The sequence below is a fragment of the Leclercia sp. W17 genome (assembly GCF_003336325.1).
Taxonomy (GTDB): domain Bacteria; phylum Pseudomonadota; class Gammaproteobacteria; order Enterobacterales; family Enterobacteriaceae; genus Enterobacter.
Map to the genome: position 1 here is coordinate 3508968 of NZ_CP031101.1, position 22959 is coordinate 3531926.

Annotated in this window: 20 protein-coding genes and 7 tRNA genes; 25 read left to right on the forward strand and 2 right to left on the reverse strand. The window is 55.7% G+C overall.

Annotated features, from left to right (window positions below; all coding sequences use genetic code 11):
- Positions 1-65 precede the first annotated feature (65 nt).
- From asnB to DVA44_RS17435, 8 genes are all read left to right on the forward strand, one after another.
- Positions 66-1730, forward strand: a complete 1665-nt coding sequence (gene asnB / locus DVA44_RS17400) for an asparagine synthase B (protein ID WP_103823584.1) — start codon at positions 66-68, stop codon at positions 1728-1730.
- Positions 1731-1955: 225 nt separating this feature from the next.
- Positions 1956-2032, forward strand: a tRNA-Met gene (locus tag DVA44_RS17405).
- Positions 2033-2040: 8 nt separating this feature from the next.
- Positions 2041-2125: transfer RNA gene (locus DVA44_RS17410), tRNA-Leu, on the forward strand.
- A 23-nt stretch (positions 2126-2148) separates the two neighbouring features.
- Positions 2149-2223: transfer RNA gene (locus tag DVA44_RS17415), tRNA-Gln, on the forward strand.
- Between the two features lie 33 nt (positions 2224-2256).
- Positions 2257-2331 (forward strand) — tRNA-Gln (locus DVA44_RS17420).
- 16 nt (positions 2332-2347) lie between these two features.
- A tRNA-Met gene (locus DVA44_RS17425) sits at positions 2348-2424 on the forward strand.
- Positions 2425-2466: 42 nt separating this feature from the next.
- Positions 2467-2541 (forward strand) — tRNA-Gln (locus DVA44_RS17430).
- A 36-nt stretch (positions 2542-2577) separates the two neighbouring features.
- Positions 2578-2652: transfer RNA gene (locus DVA44_RS17435), tRNA-Gln, on the forward strand.
- A 97-nt stretch (positions 2653-2749) separates the two neighbouring features.
- Here the strand turns inward: DVA44_RS17435 and ubiF are convergent.
- Positions 2750-3925 carry a 3-demethoxyubiquinol 3-hydroxylase gene (ubiF, locus tag DVA44_RS17440; protein WP_114387660.1) on the reverse strand — a complete coding sequence of 392 codons (1176 nt, stop codon included), beginning with the start codon at positions 3923-3925 and terminating at the stop codon, positions 2750-2752.
- 136 nt (positions 3926-4061) lie between these two features.
- Between ubiF and miaB the strand changes: the two genes are divergently transcribed.
- From miaB to rihA, 10 genes are all read left to right on the forward strand, one after another.
- Positions 4062-5492, forward strand: a complete 1431-nt coding sequence (gene miaB / locus DVA44_RS17445; RefSeq protein WP_114388445.1) for a tRNA (N6-isopentenyl adenosine(37)-C2)-methylthiotransferase MiaB — start codon at positions 4062-4064, stop codon at positions 5490-5492.
- A gap of 150 nt (positions 5493-5642) precedes the next feature.
- Positions 5643-6689 carry a PhoH family protein gene (locus DVA44_RS17450; protein ID WP_103178684.1) on the forward strand — a complete coding sequence of 349 codons (1047 nt, stop codon included), beginning with the start codon at positions 5643-5645 and terminating at the stop codon, positions 6687-6689.
- Positions 6686-7153 (forward strand): rRNA maturation RNase YbeY, encoded by a 468-nt coding sequence (gene ybeY, locus DVA44_RS17455; protein ID WP_103823586.1) that lies wholly within the window; start codon positions 6686-6688, stop codon positions 7151-7153. The genes DVA44_RS17450 and ybeY overlap by 4 nt, the downstream gene beginning before the upstream one ends.
- Positions 7154-7257: 104 nt before the next feature.
- The gene (gene corC, locus DVA44_RS17460; RefSeq protein WP_114315621.1) at positions 7258-8136 is read left to right on the forward strand and encodes a CNNM family magnesium/cobalt transport protein CorC; all 879 of its coding nucleotides are present in this window, start codon (positions 7258-7260) and stop codon (positions 8134-8136) included.
- 5 nt (positions 8137-8141) lie between these two features.
- Positions 8142-9680 (forward strand): apolipoprotein N-acyltransferase, encoded by a 1539-nt coding sequence (lnt, locus tag DVA44_RS17465; RefSeq protein ID WP_114315622.1) that lies wholly within the window; start codon positions 8142-8144, stop codon positions 9678-9680.
- A gap of 395 nt (positions 9681-10075) precedes the next feature.
- Positions 10076-10984, forward strand: a complete 909-nt coding sequence (locus DVA44_RS17470) for an amino acid ABC transporter substrate-binding protein (protein ID WP_168192006.1) — start codon at positions 10076-10078, stop codon at positions 10982-10984.
- Between the two features lie 158 nt (positions 10985-11142).
- The gene (gene gltJ / locus DVA44_RS17475; protein ID WP_103178679.1) at positions 11143-11883 is read left to right on the forward strand and encodes a glutamate/aspartate ABC transporter permease GltJ; all 741 of its coding nucleotides are present in this window, start codon (positions 11143-11145) and stop codon (positions 11881-11883) included.
- On the forward strand, positions 11883-12557 hold the full coding sequence (gene gltK, locus DVA44_RS17480; RefSeq protein WP_114387661.1) for a glutamate/aspartate ABC transporter permease GltK: 675 nt from the start codon (positions 11883-11885) through the stop codon (positions 12555-12557). Before gltJ ends, gltK begins: the two co-directional genes overlap by 1 nt.
- Positions 12557-13282 carry an amino acid ABC transporter ATP-binding protein gene (locus DVA44_RS17485; protein ID WP_103823591.1) on the forward strand — a complete coding sequence of 242 codons (726 nt, stop codon included), beginning with the start codon at positions 12557-12559 and terminating at the stop codon, positions 13280-13282. The genes gltK and DVA44_RS17485 overlap by 1 nt, the downstream gene beginning before the upstream one ends.
- Before the next feature lie 122 nt (positions 13283-13404).
- Positions 13405-14340, forward strand: a complete 936-nt coding sequence (gene rihA, locus DVA44_RS17490; protein ID WP_114387662.1) for a pyrimidine-specific ribonucleoside hydrolase RihA — start codon at positions 13405-13407, stop codon at positions 14338-14340.
- Between the two features lie 64 nt (positions 14341-14404).
- Here rihA and DVA44_RS17495 read toward each other — a convergent pair whose 3' ends face one another.
- A complete protein-coding gene (locus DVA44_RS17495; RefSeq protein WP_114388446.1) occupies positions 14405-14887 on the reverse strand; it encodes a zinc ribbon-containing protein in 483 nt (160 codons plus the stop codon).
- A gap of 215 nt (positions 14888-15102) precedes the next feature.
- Here DVA44_RS17495 and leuS point away from each other — a divergent pair, with 215 nt between their 5' ends.
- The 7 genes from leuS (at position 15103) to mrdA (ending at position 22957) form a co-directional block, all read left to right on the forward strand.
- Positions 15103-17685 carry a leucine--tRNA ligase gene (leuS, locus tag DVA44_RS17500; RefSeq protein WP_141806767.1) on the forward strand — a complete coding sequence of 861 codons (2583 nt, stop codon included), beginning with the start codon at positions 15103-15105 and terminating at the stop codon, positions 17683-17685.
- A gap of 14 nt (positions 17686-17699) precedes the next feature.
- Entirely contained in the window at positions 17700-18278 is a 579-nt protein-coding gene (gene lptE, locus DVA44_RS17505) for an LPS assembly lipoprotein LptE (RefSeq protein ID WP_103823594.1), read from the forward strand.
- Positions 18278-19309, forward strand: coding sequence for a DNA polymerase III subunit delta (gene holA / locus DVA44_RS17510; protein WP_114387664.1), 1032 nt, complete (start codon positions 18278-18280; stop codon positions 19307-19309). Before lptE ends, holA begins: the two co-directional genes overlap by 1 nt.
- Before the next feature lie 3 nt (positions 19310-19312).
- Positions 19313-19966: a nicotinate-nucleotide adenylyltransferase gene (gene nadD, locus DVA44_RS17515; protein WP_114387665.1), complete on the forward strand. Its 654-nt coding sequence runs from the start codon at positions 19313-19315 to the stop codon at positions 19964-19966.
- Positions 19967-20236: 270 nt separating this feature from the next.
- Positions 20237-20554 carry a ribosome silencing factor gene (rsfS, locus tag DVA44_RS17525; RefSeq protein WP_103178668.1) on the forward strand — a complete coding sequence of 106 codons (318 nt, stop codon included), beginning with the start codon at positions 20237-20239 and terminating at the stop codon, positions 20552-20554.
- Between the two features lie 3 nt (positions 20555-20557).
- The gene (rlmH, locus tag DVA44_RS17530; protein WP_103823598.1) at positions 20558-21025 is read left to right on the forward strand and encodes a 23S rRNA (pseudouridine(1915)-N(3))-methyltransferase RlmH; all 468 of its coding nucleotides are present in this window, start codon (positions 20558-20560) and stop codon (positions 21023-21025) included.
- A 30-nt stretch (positions 21026-21055) separates the two neighbouring features.
- Positions 21056-22957 (forward strand): peptidoglycan DD-transpeptidase MrdA, encoded by a 1902-nt coding sequence (gene mrdA, locus DVA44_RS17535; RefSeq protein ID WP_103823599.1) that lies wholly within the window; start codon positions 21056-21058, stop codon positions 22955-22957.
- The last annotated feature ends 2 nt before the right edge of the window (positions 22958-22959 follow it).

The following is a 22959-nucleotide window of genomic DNA, read 5'->3' on the forward strand; positions in this document are numbered from 1 at the left end:
TCCGCTTTTGCGGCATTTTCATAAGCAAGCAACATCACACTGCAACAGGGTTAATGGAGAAGGTTATGTGTTCAATTTTCGGCGTACTGGATATCAAAACTGACGCAGGCGAACTGCGTAAAAAAGCACTGGAACTGTCCCGTCTGATGCGCCATCGCGGCCCGGACTGGTCCGGTGTCTACGCCAGCGATAAAGCCATCCTGGCGCACGAGCGTCTGTCGATTGTGGATGTCAATGCCGGTGCCCAGCCGTTATATAACGAGAAAAAAACCCATGCGCTGGCGGTCAACGGTGAAATCTACAACCACCAGGCGCTGCGCGCGGAGTACGGTGATCGCTATACCTTCCAGACCGGTTCTGACTGCGAAGTGATCCTGGCCCTCTATCAGGAGAAAGGCCCGGAGTTCCTTGACGAATTGCAGGGTATGTTTGCCTTTGCGCTGTACGACAGCGAAAAAGATGCGTACCTGATTGGCCGTGACCACATCGGAATTATCCCGCTCTATATGGGCCATGATGAGCACGGCAACTTCTATGTTGCCTCTGAAATGAAAGCCCTGGTGCCAGTTTGCCGCACCATTAAAGAGTTCCCGGCGGGCAGCTATCTGTGGAGCCAGGATGGCGAAATTCGCCAGTACTATCAGCGCGACTGGTTCGATTACGATGCCGTTAAAGACAACGTCACCGATAAAAACGAACTGCGTCAGGCGCTGGAAGATTCAGTGAAAAGCCACCTGATGTCGGACGTGCCTTACGGTGTGCTGCTCTCAGGCGGTCTGGACTCGTCCGTTATCTCGGCGATCACCAAAAAGTATGCCGCACGTCGCGTGGAAGATCAGGAGCGCTCCGAAGCCTGGTGGCCGCAGCTGCACTCCTTCGCCGTCGGCCTGGAAGGATCCCCGGACCTGAAAGCCGCGCAGGAAGTAGCAAATCACCTGGGCACCGTGCACCATGAAATTCACTTTACGGTGCAGGAAGGTCTGGATGCGATCCGCGACGTTATCTATCACATTGAAACCTATGATGTGACCACCATCCGCGCCTCCACGCCGATGTACCTGATGTCCCGTAAAATCAAAGCGATGGGCATTAAAATGGTGCTTTCCGGCGAAGGTTCTGACGAAGTGTTCGGCGGTTACCTCTACTTCCATAAAGCGCCGGATGCCAAAGAGCTGCACGAAGAGACCGTTCGTAAGCTGCAGGCCCTGCACATGTTTGACTGCGCCCGTGCCAACAAAGCGATGTCTGCATGGGGTGTTGAAGCGCGCGTCCCCTTCCTGGATAAAAAATTCCTCGACGTGGCCATGCGTATCAACCCGCAGGACAAAATGTGCGGCAACGGCAAGATGGAGAAACATGTTCTGCGCGAATGCTTCGAATCTTACCTGCCTGCAAGCGTGGCGTGGCGTCAGAAAGAGCAGTTCTCTGACGGCGTAGGTTACAGCTGGATCGACACCCTGAAAGAAGTGGCAGCGAAGCAGATTTCCGATCAGCAACTGGAAACCGCCAGCTTCCGCTTCCCGTACAACACGCCGGGTTCGAAAGAAGCCTATCTGTACCGTGAGATCTTCGAAGAGCTGTTCCCGCTACCAAGCGCAGCAGAGTGTGTTCCTGGCGGTCCTTCCGTCGCCTGCTCCTCGGCGAAAGCCATTGAGTGGGATGAAGCCTTCAAAACCATGAACGATCCATCAGGTCGTGCCGTGGGTGTGCATCAGTCCGCTTATAAGTAATCAGCCAGATCGTCATGAGGCCCTTCGGGGCCTCTTTTTTTGCCTCGCGTTTCGCTGGACAAAATCGATTAATAACCAATAATTGCCGAATAATCGGCCACGCTGTTCGCAACCTAACCAAACAGTCACATTCCAGACATTTTCGTTGAAAAAGGTGTTGACGCTGCAAGGGTCTATACGCATAATGCGCCCCGCAACGCCGATAAGGTAACGCGAAAAAAAGATGGCTACGTAGCTCAGTTGGTTAGAGCACATCACTCATAATGATGGGGTCACAGGTTCGAATCCCGTCGTAGCCACCATCTTTTTTGCGGGAGTGGCGAAATTGGTAGACGCACCAGATTTAGGTTCTGGCGCCGCAAGGTGTGCGAGTTCAAGTCTCGCCTCCCGCACCATTCCCAGGTAAGCGTTGCACGGATGGGGTATCGCCAAGCGGTAAGGCACCGGTTTTTGATACCGGCATTCCCTGGTTCGAATCCAGGTACCCCAGCCATATTTCTTCGATTTTGCGGTTCTCCGCGGTTATTGGGGTATCGCCAAGCGGTAAGGCACCGGTTTTTGATACCGGCATTCCCTGGTTCGAATCCAGGTACCCCAGCCATCGAAGAATGCAGTCTGGCTACGTAGCTCAGTTGGTTAGAGCACATCACTCATAATGATGGGGTCACAGGTTCGAATCCCGTCGTAGCCACCATATCAGCTTGTATCGATTCCGGTCGGTAAAGCAAAAAATTGTTGGGGTATCGCCAAGCGGTAAGGCACCGGATTCTGATTCCGGCATTCCGAGGTTCGAATCCTCGTACCCCAGCCAATTTAAAAAGTCGTTAAGCTGTTTGTTTAACGCAATTGGGGTGTCGCCAAGCGGTAAGGCTCTGGTTTCTGATACCAGCATTCCGGGGTTCGAATCCCTGCACCCCAGCCACATAAAAAAAGCTCGCTTCGGCGAGCTTTTTGCTTTTCTGCGTTCCCGAACTGAACAAGCCGGGTGGCGGCTTCGCCTTACCCGGCCTACGGAACGTCTAGAGCCCTAAGGCGTACTTCAGCGCCTGACGTTTCAATCCACCGGCTCGCTGTGCCGCCATCAATCCCACATTACGCAGGATGCGCAGCGGTCCCAAATCGTTGCTGAACCCGGCGTAAAAGAGATCCATACCTGACTGCATAATAAAGTTATCTGCCATCCGTCGCGTCTGATAACGCTTAAGCACCTGATGGCTGGCCCAGGCTTCGCCGTGACTGCGGGCGTTGCTTAACACGTCCAGCAGCGCCTCTACGTCGCGATAGCCAAGGTTGACCCCCTGCCCCGCCAGCGGATGAATGGTATGCGCCGCATCGCCGACCAGCGCCAGCCCTTCGCGGGCATACTTCAGCGCATGACGACGCGTCAGCGGGAATGCCCCTGCAGCGACCGGCGTGACCTTACCCAGACGCGACGGGAAATGGTGGGCGATTTCGCGCTGCAGCTGTTCCATAGAGAGCCCCTGCAGCTGGCGGATCCGCGCGGGGGTGTCATACCACACCAGGGATGCCCAACGGTCAAACAGCGGTAAAAACGCGTGCGGACCGTTCGGGGTGAAATGCTGCCAGGTGCTGTCACCCGGATCGTTCTCACAGGCGACGGTGATCAGCATGCAGGATTGCTGATATTGCCAGGCGTGAATGCCGATCCCGGCCAGCTCGCGCACCCGGGAATTTGCGCCGTCGGCCCCAACCAGCAGTTTTACCGCCAGCTGCTCGCCGTTATCCAGCTCAATCAGATGCTGATCGTTATGGCGGTGGAGCGCCTTCACCGACGCAGGAACACGCAGCGTCACCTGCGGATGCGCCTCCAGCGCCTGCCAGAGCGCCTGTTGCAGCACCCTATTTTCAACCATGTAACCCAGCAGCGGGAGTTTCAGCTCCGCGGCGTCAAACACCACGTGGGCGTTTTCCCACTCCCAGGTCTCCAGGCAACGATACGGATGCGCGCGCATGGCCAGCACCGCGTCCCATACTCCCAGCCCGCGAAGCAGATCAACTGACGCGGCGCTGATCGCCGAAATGCGTACGTCCGGCTGCTGTGACGCGTCAAAAGCAGCAGGTGGCGCCTGTTCGATAACCGTTACGTCGAACCCGTGTTGCGCCAGCCCCAGCGCCAGCGCCCCGCCGACCATACCGCCGCCGACGACGGCGATCCCGGCTTGTTGGATAGTCATGGTCATTTGTCCTTATTTGATAATCTCCTAAGTTTACCGGATTTTTTTGGCCTTGAGGCTGACAACCTTCATACTGGTCACAACCGCACCAAAGCATTACAATACGCGCCCTGCAATCCTGAGCATGAGCAAGTCGATGACAAAAAAACTCCATATTAAAACCTGGGGCTGTCAGATGAACGAATACGATTCATCCAAGATGGCCGATCTGCTGGATGCCACCCATGGGTATCAACTCACCGACGTGGCGGAAGAGGCAGATGTGCTGCTGCTGAATACCTGCTCAATCCGTGAGAAGGCGCAGGAAAAAGTCTTTCACCAGTTAGGTCGCTGGAAGCTCCTCAAGCAGAAAAACCCGGATATCATCATCGGCGTTGGCGGCTGTGTTGCCTCGCAAGAAGGGAAGCTGATTCGTCAGCGCGCCCACTACGTCGACATTATTTTTGGTCCGCAGACCCTGCACCGTCTGCCGGAGATGATCAACTCCGTACGCGGAAGCGGTAATCGCAAAGCGATTATTGACGTCAGCTTCCCGGAAATCGAAAAATTTGACCGTCTGCCGGAACCGCGCGCAGATGGCCCGACCGCCTTCGTCTCCATCATGGAAGGCTGCAATAAATACTGCACTTACTGCGTGGTGCCTTATACCCGCGGCGAAGAAGTCAGCCGTCCTTGCGACGACATCTTGTTTGAGATCGCCCAACTGGCGGCACAGGGTGTCCGCGAAGTGAACCTGCTCGGGCAGAACGTTAACGCCTGGCGCGGCGAGAACTATGACGGCAGCACCGGCTCGTTTGCTGAACTGCTGCGTCTGGTGGCGGCGATTGACGGTATCGACCGCATCCGCTTTACCACCAGCCACCCGATCGAATTTACCGATGACATCATCGAGGTTTACCGCGATACGCCAGAGCTGGTGAGCTTCCTGCATCTGCCGATTCAGTGTGGTTCTGACCGCGTGCTGAACCTGATGGGCCGTACCCACACGGTGCTGGAATATAAATCGATTATCCGCAAGCTGCGTGAAGCGCGCCCGGATATTCAGATTAGCTCTGACTTTATCGTCGGCTTCCCGGGTGAAACGGACGACGATTTTGAACGCACCATGAAGGTGATTGGTGATGTTAACTTCGACGTGAGTTACAGCTTCATCTTCTCGGCGCGTCCGGGAACGCCTGCCGCCGATATGGTTGACGACGTGCCGGAAGAGGTGAAAAAGCAGCGTCTCTATATTCTGCAGGATCGCATCAACCAGCAGGCCAACGCCTGGAGCCGCCGGATGCTCGGCACCGTACAGCGTGTACTGGTAGAAGGCACTTCACGTAAGAGCATCATGGAGCTCTCTGGCCGTACGGAGAACAACCGCGTGGTGAACTTCGAAGGTACGCCGGATCTGGTGGGCAAGTTCGTCGATATTGAGATCCTCGAGGTGCTGACCAACTCCCTGCGTGGCAACCTGGTGCGCACCGAAGATGAAATGGGCCTGCGCGTCGCCCAGTCGCCGGAATCGGTGATTGCCCGTACCCGTAAAGAAAACGATCTCGGCGTCAGCGTTTATCAGCCGTGATCCTTCGGCCTGTCGTTTCTGGCAGGCCTTGTATTTCCCCCTGCTCTCCCCCATATCCTTCGCAATGCTTGCGCCTTTATTCCGTGGCGTGAATACTTTCATAAGACAGACCCACTGCCCTATGACACCCGAGACATTAAGAGGAACGGTTTGAATATAGACACACGTGAAATTACCCTTGAGCCAGCAGACAACGCTCGCCTGCTGAGCCTGTGCGGGCCGTTTGATGACAACATCAAACATCTGGAGCGACGTCTGGGTATCGAGATTAATCGTCGCGATAACCAGTTCAAACTCACCGGACGCGCCATTTGCGTCAATGCCGCTGCGGATATTCTCCGTAGTCTGTACGTTGATACCGCGCCGATGCGCGGTGAAACTCAGGATATTGAGCCGGAACAGATCCATCTGGCGATCAAAGAATCGCGAGTGCTGGAGCAGAGCGCGGAGAGCGTGCCGGAATTCGGCAAGGCTATCCACATTCAGACCAAGCGTGGCGTCATTAAGCCGCGCACGCCAAACCAGGCGCAGTACATCGCCAATATCCTCGATCATGACATCACCTTCGGCGTCGGCCCGGCAGGTACCGGTAAAACCTACCTTGCGGTGGCTGCTGCCGTGGATGCCCTTGAGCGCCAGGAGATCCGCCGCATTCTGCTCACCCGTCCGGCCGTTGAAGCGGGCGAGAAGCTGGGCTTCCTGCCTGGTGACCTGAGCCAGAAGGTCGATCCTTACCTGCGCCCGCTGTACGATGCGCTGTTTGAGATGCTCGGCTTTGAGAAGGTCGAAAAACTGATTGAACGTAACGTCATCGAAGTGGCTCCGCTGGCCTATATGCGTGGCCGTACCCTGAACGACGCGTTCATCATCCTGGATGAGAGCCAGAACACCACCATCGAACAGATGAAGATGTTCCTGACCCGTATTGGCTTTAACTCCAAAGCGGTGATCACCGGCGATATCACCCAGGTCGACCTGCCACGCAGCACCAAGTCGGGACTGCGTCACGCTATTGAAGTCCTGTCCGAAGTGGACGAAATCAGCTTCAACTTCTTCCACAGTGAAGACGTGGTGCGCCACCCGGTGGTTGCCCGCATCGTCACGGCGTATGAAGCGTGGGAAGCCGCAGATCAAAAACGTAAAGCAGAACAGGCCGCGGAACGTAAACGCGAAGCCCAGGAGCAAGAGCAGAAATGAGTCAGGTGATCCTCGATTTACAGCTGGCCTGTGAAGACAATTCCGGCCTGCCGGAAGAGAGCCAGTTCCAGGCGTGGCTGAATGCCGTCATCCCGCAGTTTCAGGAAGAGTCAGAAGTCACGATTCGCCTGGTGGATGAAGCAGAAAGCCACGACCTGAACCTGACCTATCGCGGGAAAGATAAGCCGACCAACGTGCTCTCTTTCCCGTTTGAAGCGCCGCCGGGTATCGAAATGCCGCTGCTTGGCGATCTGATCATCTGCCGCCAGGTGGTTGAGCAGGAAGCGAAGGAGCAGCAGAAGCCCCTCGAGGCCCACTGGGCGCACATGGTGGTGCACGGCAGCCTGCATCTGCTGGGCTACGACCACATTGAAGATGACGAAGCGGAAGAGATGGAATCCCTTGAGACAGAGATAATGCTTGCTCTGGGCTATGAGGATCCGTACATTGCCGAGAAAGAGTAGTCTGTAGGGCGCGTTTGCGCCTTACTGGCATAATGTGCCGTTGCGTATGACAAAAGTCCGCGACGGCAGTCAACAGACCAACATGAGAACCCTTAACAAACGCCATGAGCGACGACAATTCACACAGTAGCGACACACCAAACAGCAAAAAAGGATTTTTCTCCCTCCTTCTGAGCCAGCTGTTCCACGGTGAACCTAAAAACCGTGATGACCTTCTGGAGCTTATCCGTGACTCCGGGCAGAACGAGCTTATCGATGAAGATACGCGCGAGATGCTTGAAGGGGTAATGGACATCGCCGACCAGCGCGTTCGCGATATCATGATCCCCCGTTCGCAGATGATTACCCTGAAACGCAACCAGACCCTGGATGAGTGCCTCGATGTCATTATCGAATCCGCTCACTCACGTTTCCCGGTGATTAGCGAAGACAAAGACCACATCGAAGGAATTTTGATGGCCAAGGATCTGCTGCCGTTTATGCGCAGCGATGCCGAAGCCTTCAGCATGGAAAAAGTGTTACGTCCGGCGGTGGTTGTTCCGGAAAGTAAGCGGGTAGACCGCATGCTGAAAGAGTTCCGCTCTCAGCGCTACCACATGGCGATTGTTATCGATGAATTTGGCGGTGTTTCGGGCCTGGTCACCATCGAAGATATTCTTGAGCTGATTGTCGGCGAAATTGAAGATGAATATGACGAAGAAGAGGATATCGACTTCCGTCAGTTGAGCCGCCACACCTGGACCGTGCGTGCGCTCGCCCCTATCGAAGATTTCAATGACACCTTCGGCACGCATTTCAGCGATGAAGAGGTGGATACCATAGGTGGGCTGGTGATGCAGGCCTTTGGTCACCTGCCGGCGCGTGGCGAAACCGTGGAAATTGACGGCTATCAGTTCAAGGTGGCGATGGCCGACAGTCGACGTATTATTCAGGTTCATGTCAGAATGCCGGACGATGCTCCGCAACCCACACTGGATGATTGATTTAAATGGCATTTGCCCCCTTGCTTGAACGCCAGCGCACGCGTCTGCTGCTGGCGCTGATCTTCGGAGCCAGCGGTACGCTGGCTTTTTCCCCTTATGACTTCTGGCCAGCGGCCCTCGTCTCCCTGATGGGACTCCAGGGGCTGACCCTTAACCGACGCCCTGTTCAGGCGGCGGCGATTGGCTATTTCTGGGGGCTGGGCCTGTTTGGCTCCGGTATTAACTGGGTTTACGTCAGTATTGCCCAGTTTGGCGGCATGCCAGGCCCGGTGAATGTTTTCCTCGTGGTGCTGCTGGCGGCCTACCTCTCGCTCTATACCGGTCTGTTTGCCGGTATTTTGTCGCGCCTGTGGCCTAAAACCAGCTGGTTGCGGGTGGCGATTGCCGCCCCGGTGGTCTGGCAAATTACCGAGTTCCTGCGCGGCTGGGTGCTGACCGGCTTTCCGTGGCTGCAGTTCGGCTATAGCCAGATAGATGGTCCGCTGAAGGGGCTGGCGCCGGTGATGGGCGTCGAGGCGATCAACTTCCTGCTGATGGTGGTCAGCGGCCTGCTGGTGTTGGCGCTGGTGCAGCGCAACGGGCGAGCGCTGGCAGTCGCTCTGGTCCTCTTTGCCCTGCCTTTCCCGCTGCGTTATATCCAGTGGTTCACCCTTGAGCCGGAACGCGCCACCCAGGTATCGATGGTGCAGGGTAATATTCCCCAGTCGCTGAAATGGGATGAAGGTCAGTTGATCAACACCCTGAAGATTTATCTGGATGCCACCCAGAAAGAGATGGGCAAATCCCAGCTGATTATCTGGCCCGAGTCGGCAATCCCGGATCTGGAGATCAACCAGCAACGTTTTCTGACCATGATGGACGATCTGCTGCGGGCGCGAAACTCCACGCTGATCACCGGTATCGTTGACGCGCGGCTGAACAAGCAGAACCGTTACGACACTTACAACACCATTATCACGCTGGGAAAAGACAATCCGTACAGCTATGAGTCGGCGAACCGCTACAACAAGAATCACCTGGTGCCGTTTGGTGAGTTTGTGCCGCTGGAGTCGATACTGCGCCCGCTGGCGCCGTTCTTCGATCTGCCGATGTCTTCGTTTAGCCGGGGCCCGTACGTTCAGCCTCAGCTGAGCGCCCACGGCTTCCTGCTGACCGCCGCCATTTGCTACGAGATTATTCTCGGTGAGCAGGTGCGGGATAATTTCCGTCCGGACACCGACTATCTGCTGACCATCTCCAACGATGCCTGGTTCGGTAAGTCGATCGGTCCGTGGCAACATTTCCAGATGGCGCGGATGCGCTCCCTGGAGCTGGCGCGCCCTCTGCTGCGCAGCACCAACAACGGCATTACCGCCGTGATTGGTCCGCAGGGTGAAATTCAGGCTATGCTGCCGCAATTCACCCGCGACGTGCTGACCGCAAAAGTCACGCCGACGACCGGGCTGACCCCTTATGCCCGCACCGGCAACTGGCCGCTGTGGATCCTCACCGCACTGTTCGGTTTTGGCGCCGTGCTGATGAGTCTGCGCCAGCGCCGCAAGTAGTTCCCTCCCCTCTTTGCCCGGCGGCGCTACGCTTGCCGGGCCTACGATCTTGTAGGCCGGGTAAGGCGAAGCCGCTACCCGGCAATTCTCACTGCGACACAATTCTGGCACGGCTATTGCTTTATCTATTTACGTAAACGCGATTTGGCTTACTGTGCAACCCGGTCGCACCAGCGTAGCTCATCAGTAGCACCGAAACGGTGCAACGGAAGATTTATGCCTCTGAATGGTGCGGCGCGCTTCGCAAAAATAAACATTAACGCAGCAAAATCTTTACATTAAGCCAAACTAAATGTTAACAAACAGGTATAACACTGCACTCGTATCGCGCGAGCTATAACAACATCACACCGAATATCAATGCGTCTCTGGCGCTGATAATAAAGGAGTTGGATATGCAATTACGTAAACTGGCCACAGCAATGCTGGTGATGGGATTGTCCGCAGGCGTCGTACACGCTGAAGATGCTGCTCCGGCAGCAGGCGGTACCCTGGAAAAAATCGCGAAAAACGGCGTGATTGTGGTCGGCCACCGTGAATCGTCTGTTCCGTTCTCATACTACGACAACACGCAAAAAGTCGTGGGCTACTCACAGGCTTACTCCAATGCGATCGTCGACGCGGTGAAGAAAAAGCTCAACAAACCGGATCTGGAAGTGAAGCTGATCCCAATCACTTCACAAAACCGTATTCCACTGCTGCAAAACGGCACCTTTGATTTTGAGTGTGGCTCCACCACCAACAACCTTGAGCGTCAGAAACAGGCTGCCTTCTCCGACACCATCTTCGTCGTCGGTACCCGTCTGCTGACCAAAAAAGGCGGCGATATTAAAGACTTCGCCGATCTGAAAGGCAAAGCGGTGGTTGTGACCTCCGGGACGACCTCTGAAGTTCTGCTGCATAAGCTGAATGAAGAGAAGAAAATGGACATGCGTATCATCAGCGCCAAAGACCACGGTGACTCTTTCCGTACTCTGGAAAGCGGTCGCGCCGTCGCGTTTATGATGGATGATGCTCTGCTGGCGGGCGAGCGTGCTAAAGCGAAGAAACCGGATAACTGGGAAATCGTCGGCACCGCGCAATCCAAAGAGGCCTACGGCTGCATGATGCGTAAAGACGACGCTGAATTTAAGAAACTGGTCGACGATACCATCGCTCAGGTTCAGACCTCCGGTGAAGCAGAGAAATGGTTCGATAAGTGGTTTAAAAACCCAATCCCACCAAAAAATCTGAACATGAACTTTGAGCTGTCTGACGACATGAAAGCACTGTTTAAAGAACCGAATGACAAGGCACTTAACTAATTAGAACCACTAAGGGGCGGGTTCTCCTGCCCTCTCGATTGTCGGGAAGCGCGGACAGACTAAACGCTGAGTGGTCGTTCCCCACTCAGCGCGAATATTAAAGCTTCTCACCAATCTTCGAGGGTAGCGCTGCTACCCTTTTTTTTCTGGAGTTTACTATGTCAATTGACTGGAACTGGGGCATTTTCCTGCAGCAAGCCCCGTTCGGCAACACCACCTATCTTGGCTGGCTGTGGAGCGGTTTTCAGGTCACGGTCGCGCTGTCGATCACCGCCTGGATTATTGCGTTTCTTGTCGGCTCGTTGTTCGGTATTTTGCGTACCGTGCCTAACCGTTTTCTCTCTTCCATTGGCACCTGCTACGTCGAACTGTTCCGTAACGTTCCGTTAATCGTGCAGTTCTTTACCTGGTATCTGGTCATCCCGGAACTGCTGCCGGAAGATATCGGCATGTGGTTCAAATCTGAACTGGATCCAAACGTGCAGTTCTTTGTCTCCTCGATGCTCTGTCTGGGTCTGTTCACCGCCGCCCGCGTCTGCGAGCAGGTGCGTGCAGCGATCCAGTCTCTGCCACGTGGACAAAAAAATGCGGCGCTGGCGATGGGTCTGACCCTACCGCAGGCTTACCGCTACGTCCTGCTGCCAAACGCCTATCGCGTGATTGTGCCGCCGATGACCTCGGAGATGATGAACCTGGTGAAAAACTCGGCCATCGCCTCCACCATCGGTCTGGTGGATATGGCCGCGCAGGCGGGCAAACTGCTGGATTATTCCGCCCATGCGTGGGAATCCTTCACCGCCATTACCCTGGCCTACGTATTGATTAATGCTGTGATTATGCTGGTGATGAACCTGGTTGAACGTAAAGTTCGCCTGCCGGGCAACCTGGGGGGCAAATAATCTACGAATTTGACTGGAGCTCTATTGTTCCCTCCCTGCCCTACCTGATCGATGGCCTGATCATCACGCTGAAGATCACCCTGACGGCGGTGATTGTCGGGATTGTCTGGGGCACCCTGCTGGCGGTAATGCGTCTGTCGAGCTTTAAGCCTGTGCCCTGGTTTGCGACCGCTTACGTGAACGTATTCCGTTCCATCCCGCTGGTGATGGTGCTGCTGTGGTTCTATCTGATCGTTCCTGGGTTCCTGCAGAACGTTTTAGGCCTGTCGCCGAAATCCGATATCCGTTTGATCTCGGCGATGGTGGCTTTCTCCATGTTTGAGGCGGCCTACTATTCAGAAATTATTCGTGCCGGGATCCAGAGTATCTCCCGCGGGCAGTCCAGCGCCGCCCTGGCCTTAGGCATGACCCACTGGCAGTCGATGAAGCTCATCATTCTGCCGCAGGCGTTCCGCGCCATGGTTCCGCTGTTGCTCACCCAGGGCATCGTGCTGTTCCAGGATACCTCGCTGGTCTATGTATTGAGCCTGGCAGACTTCTTCCGTACCGCCTCCACCATCGGCGAGCGCGATGGTACCCAGGTTGAGATGATCCTGTTCGCAGGTGCGGTCTATTTTGCAATTAGTTTAAGCGCGTCGCTGTTGGTCAGCTGGCTGAAGAAAAGGACAGTGTAATGATTTCCCTGAAAAATGTTTCTAAATGGTATGGGCACTTTCAGGTGCTGACCGACTGCTCCACGGAAGTGAAAAAGGGCGAAGTGGTAGTGGTGTGCGGGCCGTCCGGCTCGGGTAAATCCACGCTGATCAAAACCGTGAACGGTCTTGAGCCGGTGCAGCAGGGCGAGATCATCGTCAACGGCACCAAGGTGAATGACAAGAAGACCAATCTGGCGAAGCTGCGTTCCAACGTCGGGATGGTGTTCCAGCACTTTGAACTCTTCCCGCATCTGTCGATCATTGAGAACCTGACCCTGGCGCAGGTGAAGGTCCTCAAGCGCGATAAGGCGGCCGCGCGTGAGAAAGGGCTGAAACTGCTGGAGCGCGTGGGTCTCTCCGCCCATGCCGATAAATTCCCGGCGCAGCTATCCGGCGGCCAACAGCAGCGCGTGGCGATTGCCCGCGCGCTCTGTATGGACCCGGTGGCGATGCTGTTTGATGAACCAACGTCCGCGCTTGACCCGGAGATGATCAATGAAGTGCTGGATGTTATGGTTCAACTGGCGCAGGAAGGGATGACCATGATGGTAGTCACGCACGAAATGGGCTTTGCGCGTAAGGTCGCAAACCGCGTGATCTTTATGGATGAGGGTAAAATCGTCGAGGACTCCGCGAAAGAAGAGTTCTTTAATAACCCGCAGTCTGAACGCGCGAAAGACTTCCTCGCCAAAATCCTGCATTAATCTCCCCGGTGCGCAATCGCTCAGATTGCGCACCGCTTCACGCTTTTTATCTCTTTATCTCGTCTGCCTCTGCCTTCAGCGTTAGCCTTGTCGCCAAACAACACTAAGAAATGGAGATTTCTATGGCACTGCCCATTATCCTCGATTGCGATCCGGGTCATGATGACGCGATAGCACTCGTCCTTGCCCTCGCCTCACCCGAGCTTGAGCTCAAGGCTGTAACCTCTTCTGCCGGTAACCAGACCCCTGACAAAACCCTGCGCAATGTGCTGCGCATGCTGACCCTGCTGAAACGCAGCGATATTCCGGTGGCAGGCGGCGCAGTTAAGCCCCTGATGCGCGATCTGATCATTGCCGACAATGTACACGGAGAAAGCGGCCTTGACGGCCCTGCCCTGCCCGAGCCAGATTTTGCGCCGCAGGAATGCACGGCAGTGGAGCTGATGGCAAACGTGCTACGCGAAAGCGCCGAGCCGGTGACGCTGGTCTCTACCGGTCCGCAAACCAACGTCGCCCTGCTGCTGAACAGCCACCCGGAGCTGCATGCGAAAATCGCCCGGATTGTGATCATGGGCGGTGCGATGGGGCTGGGTAACTGGACGCCTGCAGCGGAATTCAACATCTTTGTTGACCCAGAGGCGGCCGAGATCGTCTTTCAGTCCGGCATTCCGGTGGTCATGGCCGGGCTGGATGTGACGCATCAGGCACAAATTATGGCGGAAGATATCGAACGTTTTCGCCGGATCGGCAACCCGGTGGCAACCACCGTGGCGGAGCTGCTTGACTTCTTTATGGAGTACCATAAAACCGAGAAGTGGGGTTTCCAGGGGGCACCCTTGCATGACCCTTGTACCATCGCCTGGCTACTGAAACCGGAGATATTTACCACCGTGGAGCGCTGGGTAGGCGTGGAAACGCAGGGGAAATACACTCAGGGAATGACGGTGGTGGACTATTACTTCCTGACGGGTAACAGGCCAAATACCACTGTTATGACAAACATTAACCGCGAAGCCTTTGTAGATTTATTAGCCGAACGGCTGGCGTTTTACGCTTAACGCCACGCACCACCTTTGAACTGAAAAAGCTGGCATCACCGTGCCAGCTTATATTACGACAACATTAGGGTTCAAATGGCCGACGCTGGAACTGATCGTGGCCGCATTTAGGACAGACCGGCAGCATCTCCGGTGTATAAATCGCCATGTGGAAATGGCAGTTCTCGCACACCAGATTCCCCAGCCCGACAACCTCACCGCTGTGATACACCCCGTGATGGTTCAGATCCTGAAAGACCTCACGCCACTCTAGCTGGGTTTTATCGGTAATGTCCGCCAGCTCCTGCCAGAGGCTCTCTTTAATCACCCGCATAAACACACTGTCGGTGGCCTCGTCCTGGCTTTCGCCATAGCTACGGGCGAACTCTTCCAGATCGCGGCGAACCGCGCGGGTCACCTCTTCCACTTCGGTGCGCGTTAACTCACCCGTCTGCAACACCTTAACGCGTGCATGCTCGACGAGCGCATCAATATCACGCTCACCATTCCGCAGACGTTCTGTCAATGTGGCGACCAGTTCACGGTAAAATTGAGCAACCTTGTTCATCATTTTGCCTCCCGGGTAAGTAAACCTCTCTAATGATAGACCTTATTTGCGCCCCGCTTTGTCAGGTCATCCACACTCTACGTAAATTCCTGCAAGGCGCTTTTAGTGGTAAAGGCTGTTTTGACGCGGGCGTTTGGGCTATGCTATGCGGATCTGAATTACCACATCCATTGGCTACATTTGTAGCTGTATTGAACACAGGACCACTGGCTGCCATGCAAGAGCAATACCGCCCGGAAGAGATAGAATCGAAAGTCCAGCAACACTGGGACGAGAAGCGCACTTTTGAAGTCACCGAAGACGAGAGCAAAGAGAAGTATTACTGCCTGTCGATGCTTCCCTATCCTTCTGGCCGACTACACATGGGCCACGTGCGTAACTACACCATTGGTGATGTGATCGCCCGTTATCAGCGCATGCTGGGCAAAAACGTCCTGCAGCCAATCGGCTGGGATGCGTTTGGTCTGCCTGCAGAAGGTGCCGCGGTGAAAAACAACACTGCGCCAGCGCCATGGACCTACGACAACATCGCCTACATGAAAAACCAGCTCAAGATGCTGGGCTTTGGCTATGACTGGAGCCGCGAGCTGGCGACCTGCACCCCGGAATATTACCGCTGGGAGCAGAAGTTCTTCACCGAGCTCTACAAAAAAGGGCTGGTCTACAAAAAAACCTCCGCCGTTAACTGGTGCCCTAACGATCAGACCGTTCTGGCGAACGAACAGGTTATCGACGGTTGTTGCTGGCGCTGCGACACCAAAGTTGAGCGGAAAGAGATCCCGCAGTGGTTTATCAAAATCACCGCTTACGCCGACGAACTGCTGAACGATCTGGATAATCTGGACCACTGGCCAGATACCGTGAAGACCATGCAGCGTAACTGGATCGGCCGCTCTGAAGGGGTAGAGATCACCTTCAACGTTGAAAACTACGATCAGCCGCTGACCGTCTACACTACCCGTCCGGACACCTTCATGGGTGCGACCTACCTGGCCGTGGCCGCAGGTCACCCGCTGGCGCAGAAAGCGGCAGAGAACAACCCGGAACTGGCGACCTTTATCGACGAATGCCGCAACACCAAAGTCGCCGAAGCTGACATGGCAACGATGGAGAAAAAAGGCGTTGCCACCGGTTTCTATGCCAAACACCCACTGACGGGCGAAGCGATCCCGGTCTGGGTCGCCAACTTCGTCCTGATGGAATACGGTACCGGCGCGGTGATGGCCGTTCCGGGTCACGATCAGCGCGACTACGAGTTTGCCACCAAATACAACCTGGCGATTAAGCCGGTTATCCTGGCAGCAGATGGCAGCGAGCCTGACCTGTCTGAACAGGCATTGACCGAAAAAGGCACCCTGTTTAACTCCGGTGAATTTAGCGGCCTGAGCTTTGAAGAGGGCTTTAACGCCATTGCTGACAAACTGGCCGCGCTGGGCGTTGGCGAGCGTAAAGTTAACTACCGTCTGCGCGATTGGGGCGTTTCCCGTCAGCGTTACTGGGGTGCGCCAATCCCGATGGTGACGCTGGAAGATGGCACCGTTATGCCAACGCCAGAAGATCAGCTCCCGGTGATCCTGCCGGAAGATGTGGTCATGGACGGCATCACCAGCCCAATCAAAGCCGACCCTGAGTGGGCGAAGACTACCGTAAACGGTATGCCTGCGCTGCGTGAAACCGACACCTTCGACACCTTTATGGAGTCCTCCTGGTACTATGCGCGTTACACCTGCCCGCAGCATCAGGAAGGGATGCTGGATTCCAAAGCCGCAAACTACTGGCTGCCGGTAGATATCTACATTGGCGGTATCGAACACGCCATCATGCACCTGCTCTACTTCCGCTTCTTCCACAAGCTGATGCGCGACGCGGGCCTGGTGAACTCTGACGAGCCAGCAAAACAGCTGCTGTGTCAGGGCATGGTGCTGGCAGATGCCTTCTACTATGTGGGCGCAAACGGCGAACGTAACTGGGTTTCGCCGAAAGACGCGATCGTTGAGCGCGACGAGAAAGGCCGTATCGTGAAGGCGAAGGACGCGGCAGGCCATGAGCTGGTCTATACCGGCATGAGCAAGATGTCCAAGTCCAAAAACAACGGCATCGATCCGCAGGAGATGGTAGAGCGTTACGGCGCGGATACCGTGCGTCTGTTTATGATGTTCGCCTCTCCGGCGGATATGACTCTGGAGTGGCAGGAGTCCGGCGTAGAAGGGGCTAACCGCTTCCTGAAACGTGTCTGGAAACTGGTTTACGAGCACACCGCGCAGGGTGAGGCACCGGCACTGAACGCCGCGGCGCTGACGGAAGATCAGCAGGCGCTGCGTCGCGATGTGCATAAAACGATTGCCAAAGTGACTGATGATATTGGTCGCCGTCAGACCTTCAATACCGCAATTGCGGCTATTATGGAATTGATGAACAAGCTGGCGAAAGCCCCGCAGGAGGGCGAGCAGGATCGCGCCATCATGCGTGAAGCGCTGCTGGCTGTGGTACGTATGTTGAACCCGTTCACCCCGCACGTCAGCTTCACCCTGTGGCAGGAGCTGAACGGCGAAGGCGATATCGACAATGCGCCGTGGCCAGTGGCTGATGAATCCGCAATGGTGGAAAACACCACGCTGGTCGTCGTGCAGGTCAACGGTAAAGTCCGCGGTAAGATTACTGTTCCGGTTGATGCAACCGAAGAGCAGGTCCGCGAGCGTGCTGGCCAGGAAACTCTGGTGGCGAAGTATCTTGATGGCGTTACCGTACGTAAAGTGATCTACGTGCCTGGTAAACTGCTGAACCTGGTCGTTGGCTAAGCGCGGGAGGAAGCGTGCGACAACTGGCAACATTACTGTTATCGCTGGCGGTGCTGGTCACCGCCGGATGTGGCTGGCATCTGCGTAACACCACACAGGTGCCGGAGCAGATGAAAACGATGATTTTCGATTCGGGCGATCCAAATGGTCCGCTTAGCCGTGCCATTCGTAACCAGCTGCGTCTTAACGGCGTTGAACTGATCGAAAAAGGTACGCTGCGCCAGGACATCCCATCGTTCCGCATCCTGAGCTCTACCCTGAGCCAGGATACCGCCTCCATCTTCCAGGATGGTCGTACTGCGGAATACCAGATGGTGATGGAAGTGCACGCTGCGGTACTGATCCCGGGTAGCGATATTTACCCTATCAGCACCAAGGTTTACCGTTCGTTCTTCGATAACCCGCAGACGGCACTGGCGAAAGACGCTGAACAGACCATTATCATCAACGAAATGTACGACAAGGCGGCGGAACAGCTAATCCGTAAGCTGCCGAGCGTCCAGACTGCTGAAAAAGAGAATGACCTGAAAGCTCAGCCAGCTGCTCAGCCAACGGCATCCTCCTCGCGCGTCTCCACGACGCTGGGTCAGTAATGCTCAGGTTGTACCCTGAACAACTCCGCGCGCAGCTCAATGAAGGGCTGCGCGCGGCGTATCTGCTTCTCGGAAACGATCCGCTGCTGCTCCAGGAAAGCCAGGACGCCGTGCGTCAGTTTGCGGCCTCTCAGGGCTTTGAGGAGCACCACAGTTTCACTCTGGATAACAGCACCGACTGGCAGGAGATTTTCTCCCTTTGCCAGGCCATGAGCCTGTTTGCTGCCCGGCAAACGCTGCTTATCCAGCTCCCGGAAAATGGCCCTAACGCGGCTATCAACGAACAGCTTGCTACGCTGGTTAGCCTGCTGCACAGCGATCTGCTGCTGATCGTTCGCGGCAACAAACTGACCAAAGCGCAGGAAAATGCCGCCTGGTTTACGGCGCTGGCAAACCATTCGGTGCTGGTGACCTGCCAGACACCGGAGCAGGCGCATCTGCCAAAATGGGTGGCAGCCCGGGCAAAGCAACGCAATCTGCAACTGGATGACGCGGCCAATCAGCTCCTTTGTTACTGTTACGAAGGTAACTTGCTGGCGCTGGCCCAGGCTCTGGAGCGGCTGGCGCTGCTCTGGCCCGATGGCAAACTGACCTTACCGCGCGTTGAGCAGGCAGTTAACGACGCGGCGCACTTTACTCCTTTCCACTGGGTCGATGCCCTGCTGTCCGCTAAGAGCAAACGCGCTCTGCATATTCTGCAGCAACTGCGTCTCGAAGGCAGCGAGCCGGTGATTCTGCTGCGAACCTTACAGCGGGAACTGCTGCTGCTGGTGACGCTTAAACGTCAGTCAGCGCATACGCCTTTGCGCGCGCTGTTTGATAAACACCGGGTCTGGCAGAACCGCCGCGTCATGACCACCGAAGCCCTGAACCGGCTGAGTCCGGAACAGCTGCGCCAGGCCGTTCAGCTTCTGACGCGCACCGAGCTGACCCTGAAGCAGGATTACGGTCAGTCGATCTGGTCTGAGCTGGAGAGTCTCTCGCTGCTGCTGTGCCACAAGGCGCTGGCGGACATTTTTATAGAAGGGTAAGAGATGCATTCTCTACAGGCACTCTATGGCGGCACCTTTGACCCCATCCACTATGGGCATCTGAAACCGGTCGAGATCCTGGCCAACCAGATTGGCCTGCAGCGTGTCACTATTATGCCGAATAACGTGCCGCCGCATCGCCCGCAGCCCGAGGCCACCGCCGCCCAGCGCAAACAGATGCTGGAGCTGGCGATCGCCGATAAACCGCTGTTTGTTCTTGATGAGCGCGAGCTGCGCCGGGATAGCCCTTCCTATACGGCGCAGACGCTAGAGGAGTGGCGTCGCGAACAGGGGCCGGAAAAACCGCTGGCCTTTATTATCGGCCAGGACTCGCTGCTTAATTTCCCGAGCTGGTATCAGTACGAAACAATCCTCGATAACAGCCATTTAATCGTCTGCCGTCGGCCAGGCTATCCCCTGGCGATGAAAGAGGAGCAGCATCAGCTTTGGCTGGAGCAGCATCTCACTTATCAATCTGAAGATCTGCACAACCAGCCTGCCGGCAAAATTTACCTCGCGGAGACGCCCTGGTTTGATATTTCAGCCACGCTTATCCGCCAGCGCCTGCAGCAGGGTCTCCCCTGCGATGAGATGTTACCGATGCCGGTGTTGCGTTATATTCAACAGCAGGGGTTGTATCAGAAAAGCAGCAACTGACTGGCGCTCGGGAGAAAAAGCGCGCCATTCGCGCTCTCGCCATTGACACCCCCGTCCAGGCTGATATCCTCCGCTGCCAGACTTCCCGCCAGCACTGTTTTACAAAAACTGTTTTACAAAAATGGCGATGCAATCTTCGGCTGAGGGTGGGATGATACCCGCCTTCTCATGCCCGTCCGGTGACATTTGTCCCGACACTGCAGCCAGTTCAGGTATACTGTCTGGCTACGAATTTATAGTTGTTCAATCTCACTCTCCCAGGGGGAAAACTTGCAGGGTAAAGCACTCCAGGATTTTGTCATCGACAAAATTGATGATCTGAAAGGTCAGGACATCATTGCCATCGACGTTCAGGGCAAATCAAGCATCACCGATTGCATGATTATCTGCACCGGCACTTCTACGCGCCATGTTGCCTCCATCGCCGATCATGTGGTTCAGGAGTCTCGCGCTGCCGGCATGATGCCGCTCGGCGTTGAAGGCGAAGCCACCGCTGACTGGGTCGTTGTTGACCTTGGCGATGTGATTGTCCACGTCATGCAGGAAGAGAGCCGTCGCCTGTATGAACTGGAAAAACTCTGGGGTTAATGCGTGAAGCTGCAACTGGTAGCCGTCGGTACAAAAATGCCCGACTGGGTACAAACGGGGTTTACTGAATATCTGCGTCGTTTTCCAAAAGACATGCCGTTCGAGCTGGTGGAGATCCCCGCGGGCAAACGCGGTAAAAACGCGGATATCAAACGTATTCTCGATAAAGAGGGTGAGCAGATGCTGGCTGCTGCCGGTAAAAACCGCATCGTCACTCTCGATATTCCGGGCAAACCCTGGGATACGCCGCAACTGGCGGTTGAGCTGGAACGCTGGAAACAGGACGGTCGCGACGTCAGCCTGTTGATTGGCGGACCGGAGGGATTATCCCCCGCCTGCAAAGCGGCAGCAGAACAGAGTTGGTCTCTCTCCGCGCTGACGCTCCCCCACCCGCTGGTTCGGGTTCTGGTTGCTGAAAGCCTCTATCGCGCGTGGAGCATCACAACCAACCACCCTTATCACCGTGAGTAATGATTAAGTCCTGGATAAATTAAGCAGCGGATGAAACTACAGAATTCTTTTCGCGACTATACGGCTGAGTCCGCGCTGTTTGTGCGCCGGGCGCTGGTCGCCTTTTTGGGGATTTTGCTGCTGACTGGCGTGCTGATCGCCAACCTCTATAATCTGCAGATTGTCCGTTTTACCGATTACCAGACCCGCTCCAACGAAAACCGCATCAAACTTGTTCCTATCGCCCCCAGTCGCGGCATCATCTATGACCGCAACGGTACGCCGCTGGCGCTGAACCGCACCATCTACCAGATTGAAATGATGCCGGAGAAGGTCGATAACGTGCAGCAGACGCTTGATGCACTGCGCAGCGTGGTTGATCTCACTGATGACGATATCGCCGCCTTCAAAAAGGAGCGCTCGCGTTCGCACCGCTTTACGTCGATCCCGGTCAAAACCAACCTCACCGAGGTGCAGGTGGCCCGCTTCGCCGTGAACCAGTACCGCTTCCCCGGCGTGGAAGTTAAAGGCTACAAGCGTCGCTTCTATCCGTACGGTTCTGCCCTGACCCACGTTATCGGCTATGTCTCTAAAATCAACGATAAAGATGTCGACAGGCTGGATAAAGATGGCAAGCTCGCCAACTATGCGGCAACGCACGATATCGGCAAGCTGGGTATTGAGCGTTATTACGAAGACGTTCTCCACGGCCAGACCGGTTACGAAGAAGTTGAAGTTAACAACCGGGGAAGAGTGATCCGTCAGCTGAAAGAGGTGCCGCCGCAGGCCGGACATGACATCTATCTGACGCTGGATCTTAAACTCCAGCAGTATATCGAAACCCTGCTGGCCGGCAGCCGTGCGGCGGTGATTGTCACTGATCCGCGTACCGGCAGCATTCTGTCGCTGGTATCAACCCCAAGCTATGACCCGAACCTGTTTGTGGATGGCATCTCCAGCAAAGACTATTCTGGCCTGCTCAACGACCCGAATACGCCGCTGGTCAACCGCGCGACCCAGGGGGTTTATCCGCCTGCGTCAACGGTGAAACCGTACGTGGCGGTCTCTGCCCTGAGCGCCGGGGTCATCACCCGCAATACCGGCCTCTTCGACCCGGGCTGGTGGCAGCTGCCGGGCTCTGAAAAACGCTACCGTGACTGGAAAAAGTGGGGTCACGGGCATCTGAACGTCACCAAATCGCTGGAGGAGTCGGCGGATACCTTCTTCTACCAGGTGGCCTACGATATGGGGATCGACCGTCTCTCGGAATGGATGGGCAAATTTGGCTATGGCCATTACACCGGTATCGACCTGGCCGAAGAGCGTTCCGGTAACATGCCAACCCGCGAATGGAAGCTGAAACGCTTTAAAAAGCCGTGGTATCAGGGTGACACCATTCCGGTAGGTATCGGCCAGGGCTACTGGACCGCGACACCGATTCAGATGAACAAAGCGCTGATGATCCTTATCAACGACGGGGTGGTGAAAGTGCCGCACCTGCTAATGAGCACCGTCGAAGATGGCAAAAAAGTGCCGTGGGCGCAGCCCCATGAACCGCCGGTGGGAGACATTCACTCCGGTTACTGGGAAATTGCCAAAGACGGGATGTACGGCGTCGCCAACCGCGCGAACGGGACGGCGCATAAGTACTTTGCCGGCGCACCGTACAAAATTGCGGCGAAATCCGGTACCGCGCAGGTCTTCGGCCTGAAGGCGAACGAAACCTATAACGCACACAAAATTGCTGAACGTCTGCGTGACCATAAGCTGATGATTGCGTTTGCCCCTTATGAGAACCCGCAGGTTGCCGTGTCGATCATTCTGGAAAACGGCGGTGCCGGCCCGGCGGTCGGCACCATTATGCGCCAGATCCTCGACCACATTATGCTGGGTGACAACAACACTGACCTGCCGAGCGAGAGCCCGGCTGCCGCCGGCGCGGAGGACCAATAATC

Coding starts and splice junctions, on each gene's coding strand:
- asnB (WP_103823584.1), top strand. CDS start 66: ATGTGTTCAATTTTCGGCGTACTGGATATCAAAACTGACGCAGGCGAA.
- ubiF (WP_114387660.1), bottom strand. CDS start 3,925: ATGACTATCCAACAAGCCGGGATCGCCGTCGTCGGCGGCGGTATGGTC.
- miaB (WP_114388445.1), top strand. CDS start 4,062: ATGACAAAAAAACTCCATATTAAAACCTGGGGCTGTCAGATGAACGAA.
- ybeY (WP_103823586.1), top strand. CDS start 6,686: ATGAGTCAGGTGATCCTCGATTTACAGCTGGCCTGTGAAGACAATTCC.
- corC (WP_114315621.1), top strand. CDS start 7,258: ATGAGCGACGACAATTCACACAGTAGCGACACACCAAACAGCAAAAAA.
- lnt (WP_114315622.1), top strand. CDS start 8,142: ATGGCATTTGCCCCCTTGCTTGAACGCCAGCGCACGCGTCTGCTGCTG.
- DVA44_RS17470 (WP_168192006.1), top strand. CDS start 10,076: ATGCAATTACGTAAACTGGCCACAGCAATGCTGGTGATGGGATTGTCC.
- gltJ (WP_103178679.1), top strand. CDS start 11,143: ATGTCAATTGACTGGAACTGGGGCATTTTCCTGCAGCAAGCCCCGTTC.
- DVA44_RS17485 (WP_103823591.1), top strand. CDS start 12,557: ATGATTTCCCTGAAAAATGTTTCTAAATGGTATGGGCACTTTCAGGTG.
- rihA (WP_114387662.1), top strand. CDS start 13,405: ATGGCACTGCCCATTATCCTCGATTGCGATCCGGGTCATGATGACGCG.
- DVA44_RS17495 (WP_114388446.1), bottom strand. CDS start 14,887: ATGAACAAGGTTGCTCAATTTTACCGTGAACTGGTCGCCACATTGACA.
- leuS (WP_141806767.1), top strand. CDS start 15,103: ATGCAAGAGCAATACCGCCCGGAAGAGATAGAATCGAAAGTCCAGCAA.
- holA (WP_114387664.1), top strand. CDS start 18,278: ATGCTCAGGTTGTACCCTGAACAACTCCGCGCGCAGCTCAATGAAGGG.
- nadD (WP_114387665.1), top strand. CDS start 19,313: ATGCATTCTCTACAGGCACTCTATGGCGGCACCTTTGACCCCATCCAC.
- mrdA (WP_103823599.1), top strand. CDS start 21,056: ATGAAACTACAGAATTCTTTTCGCGACTATACGGCTGAGTCCGCGCTG.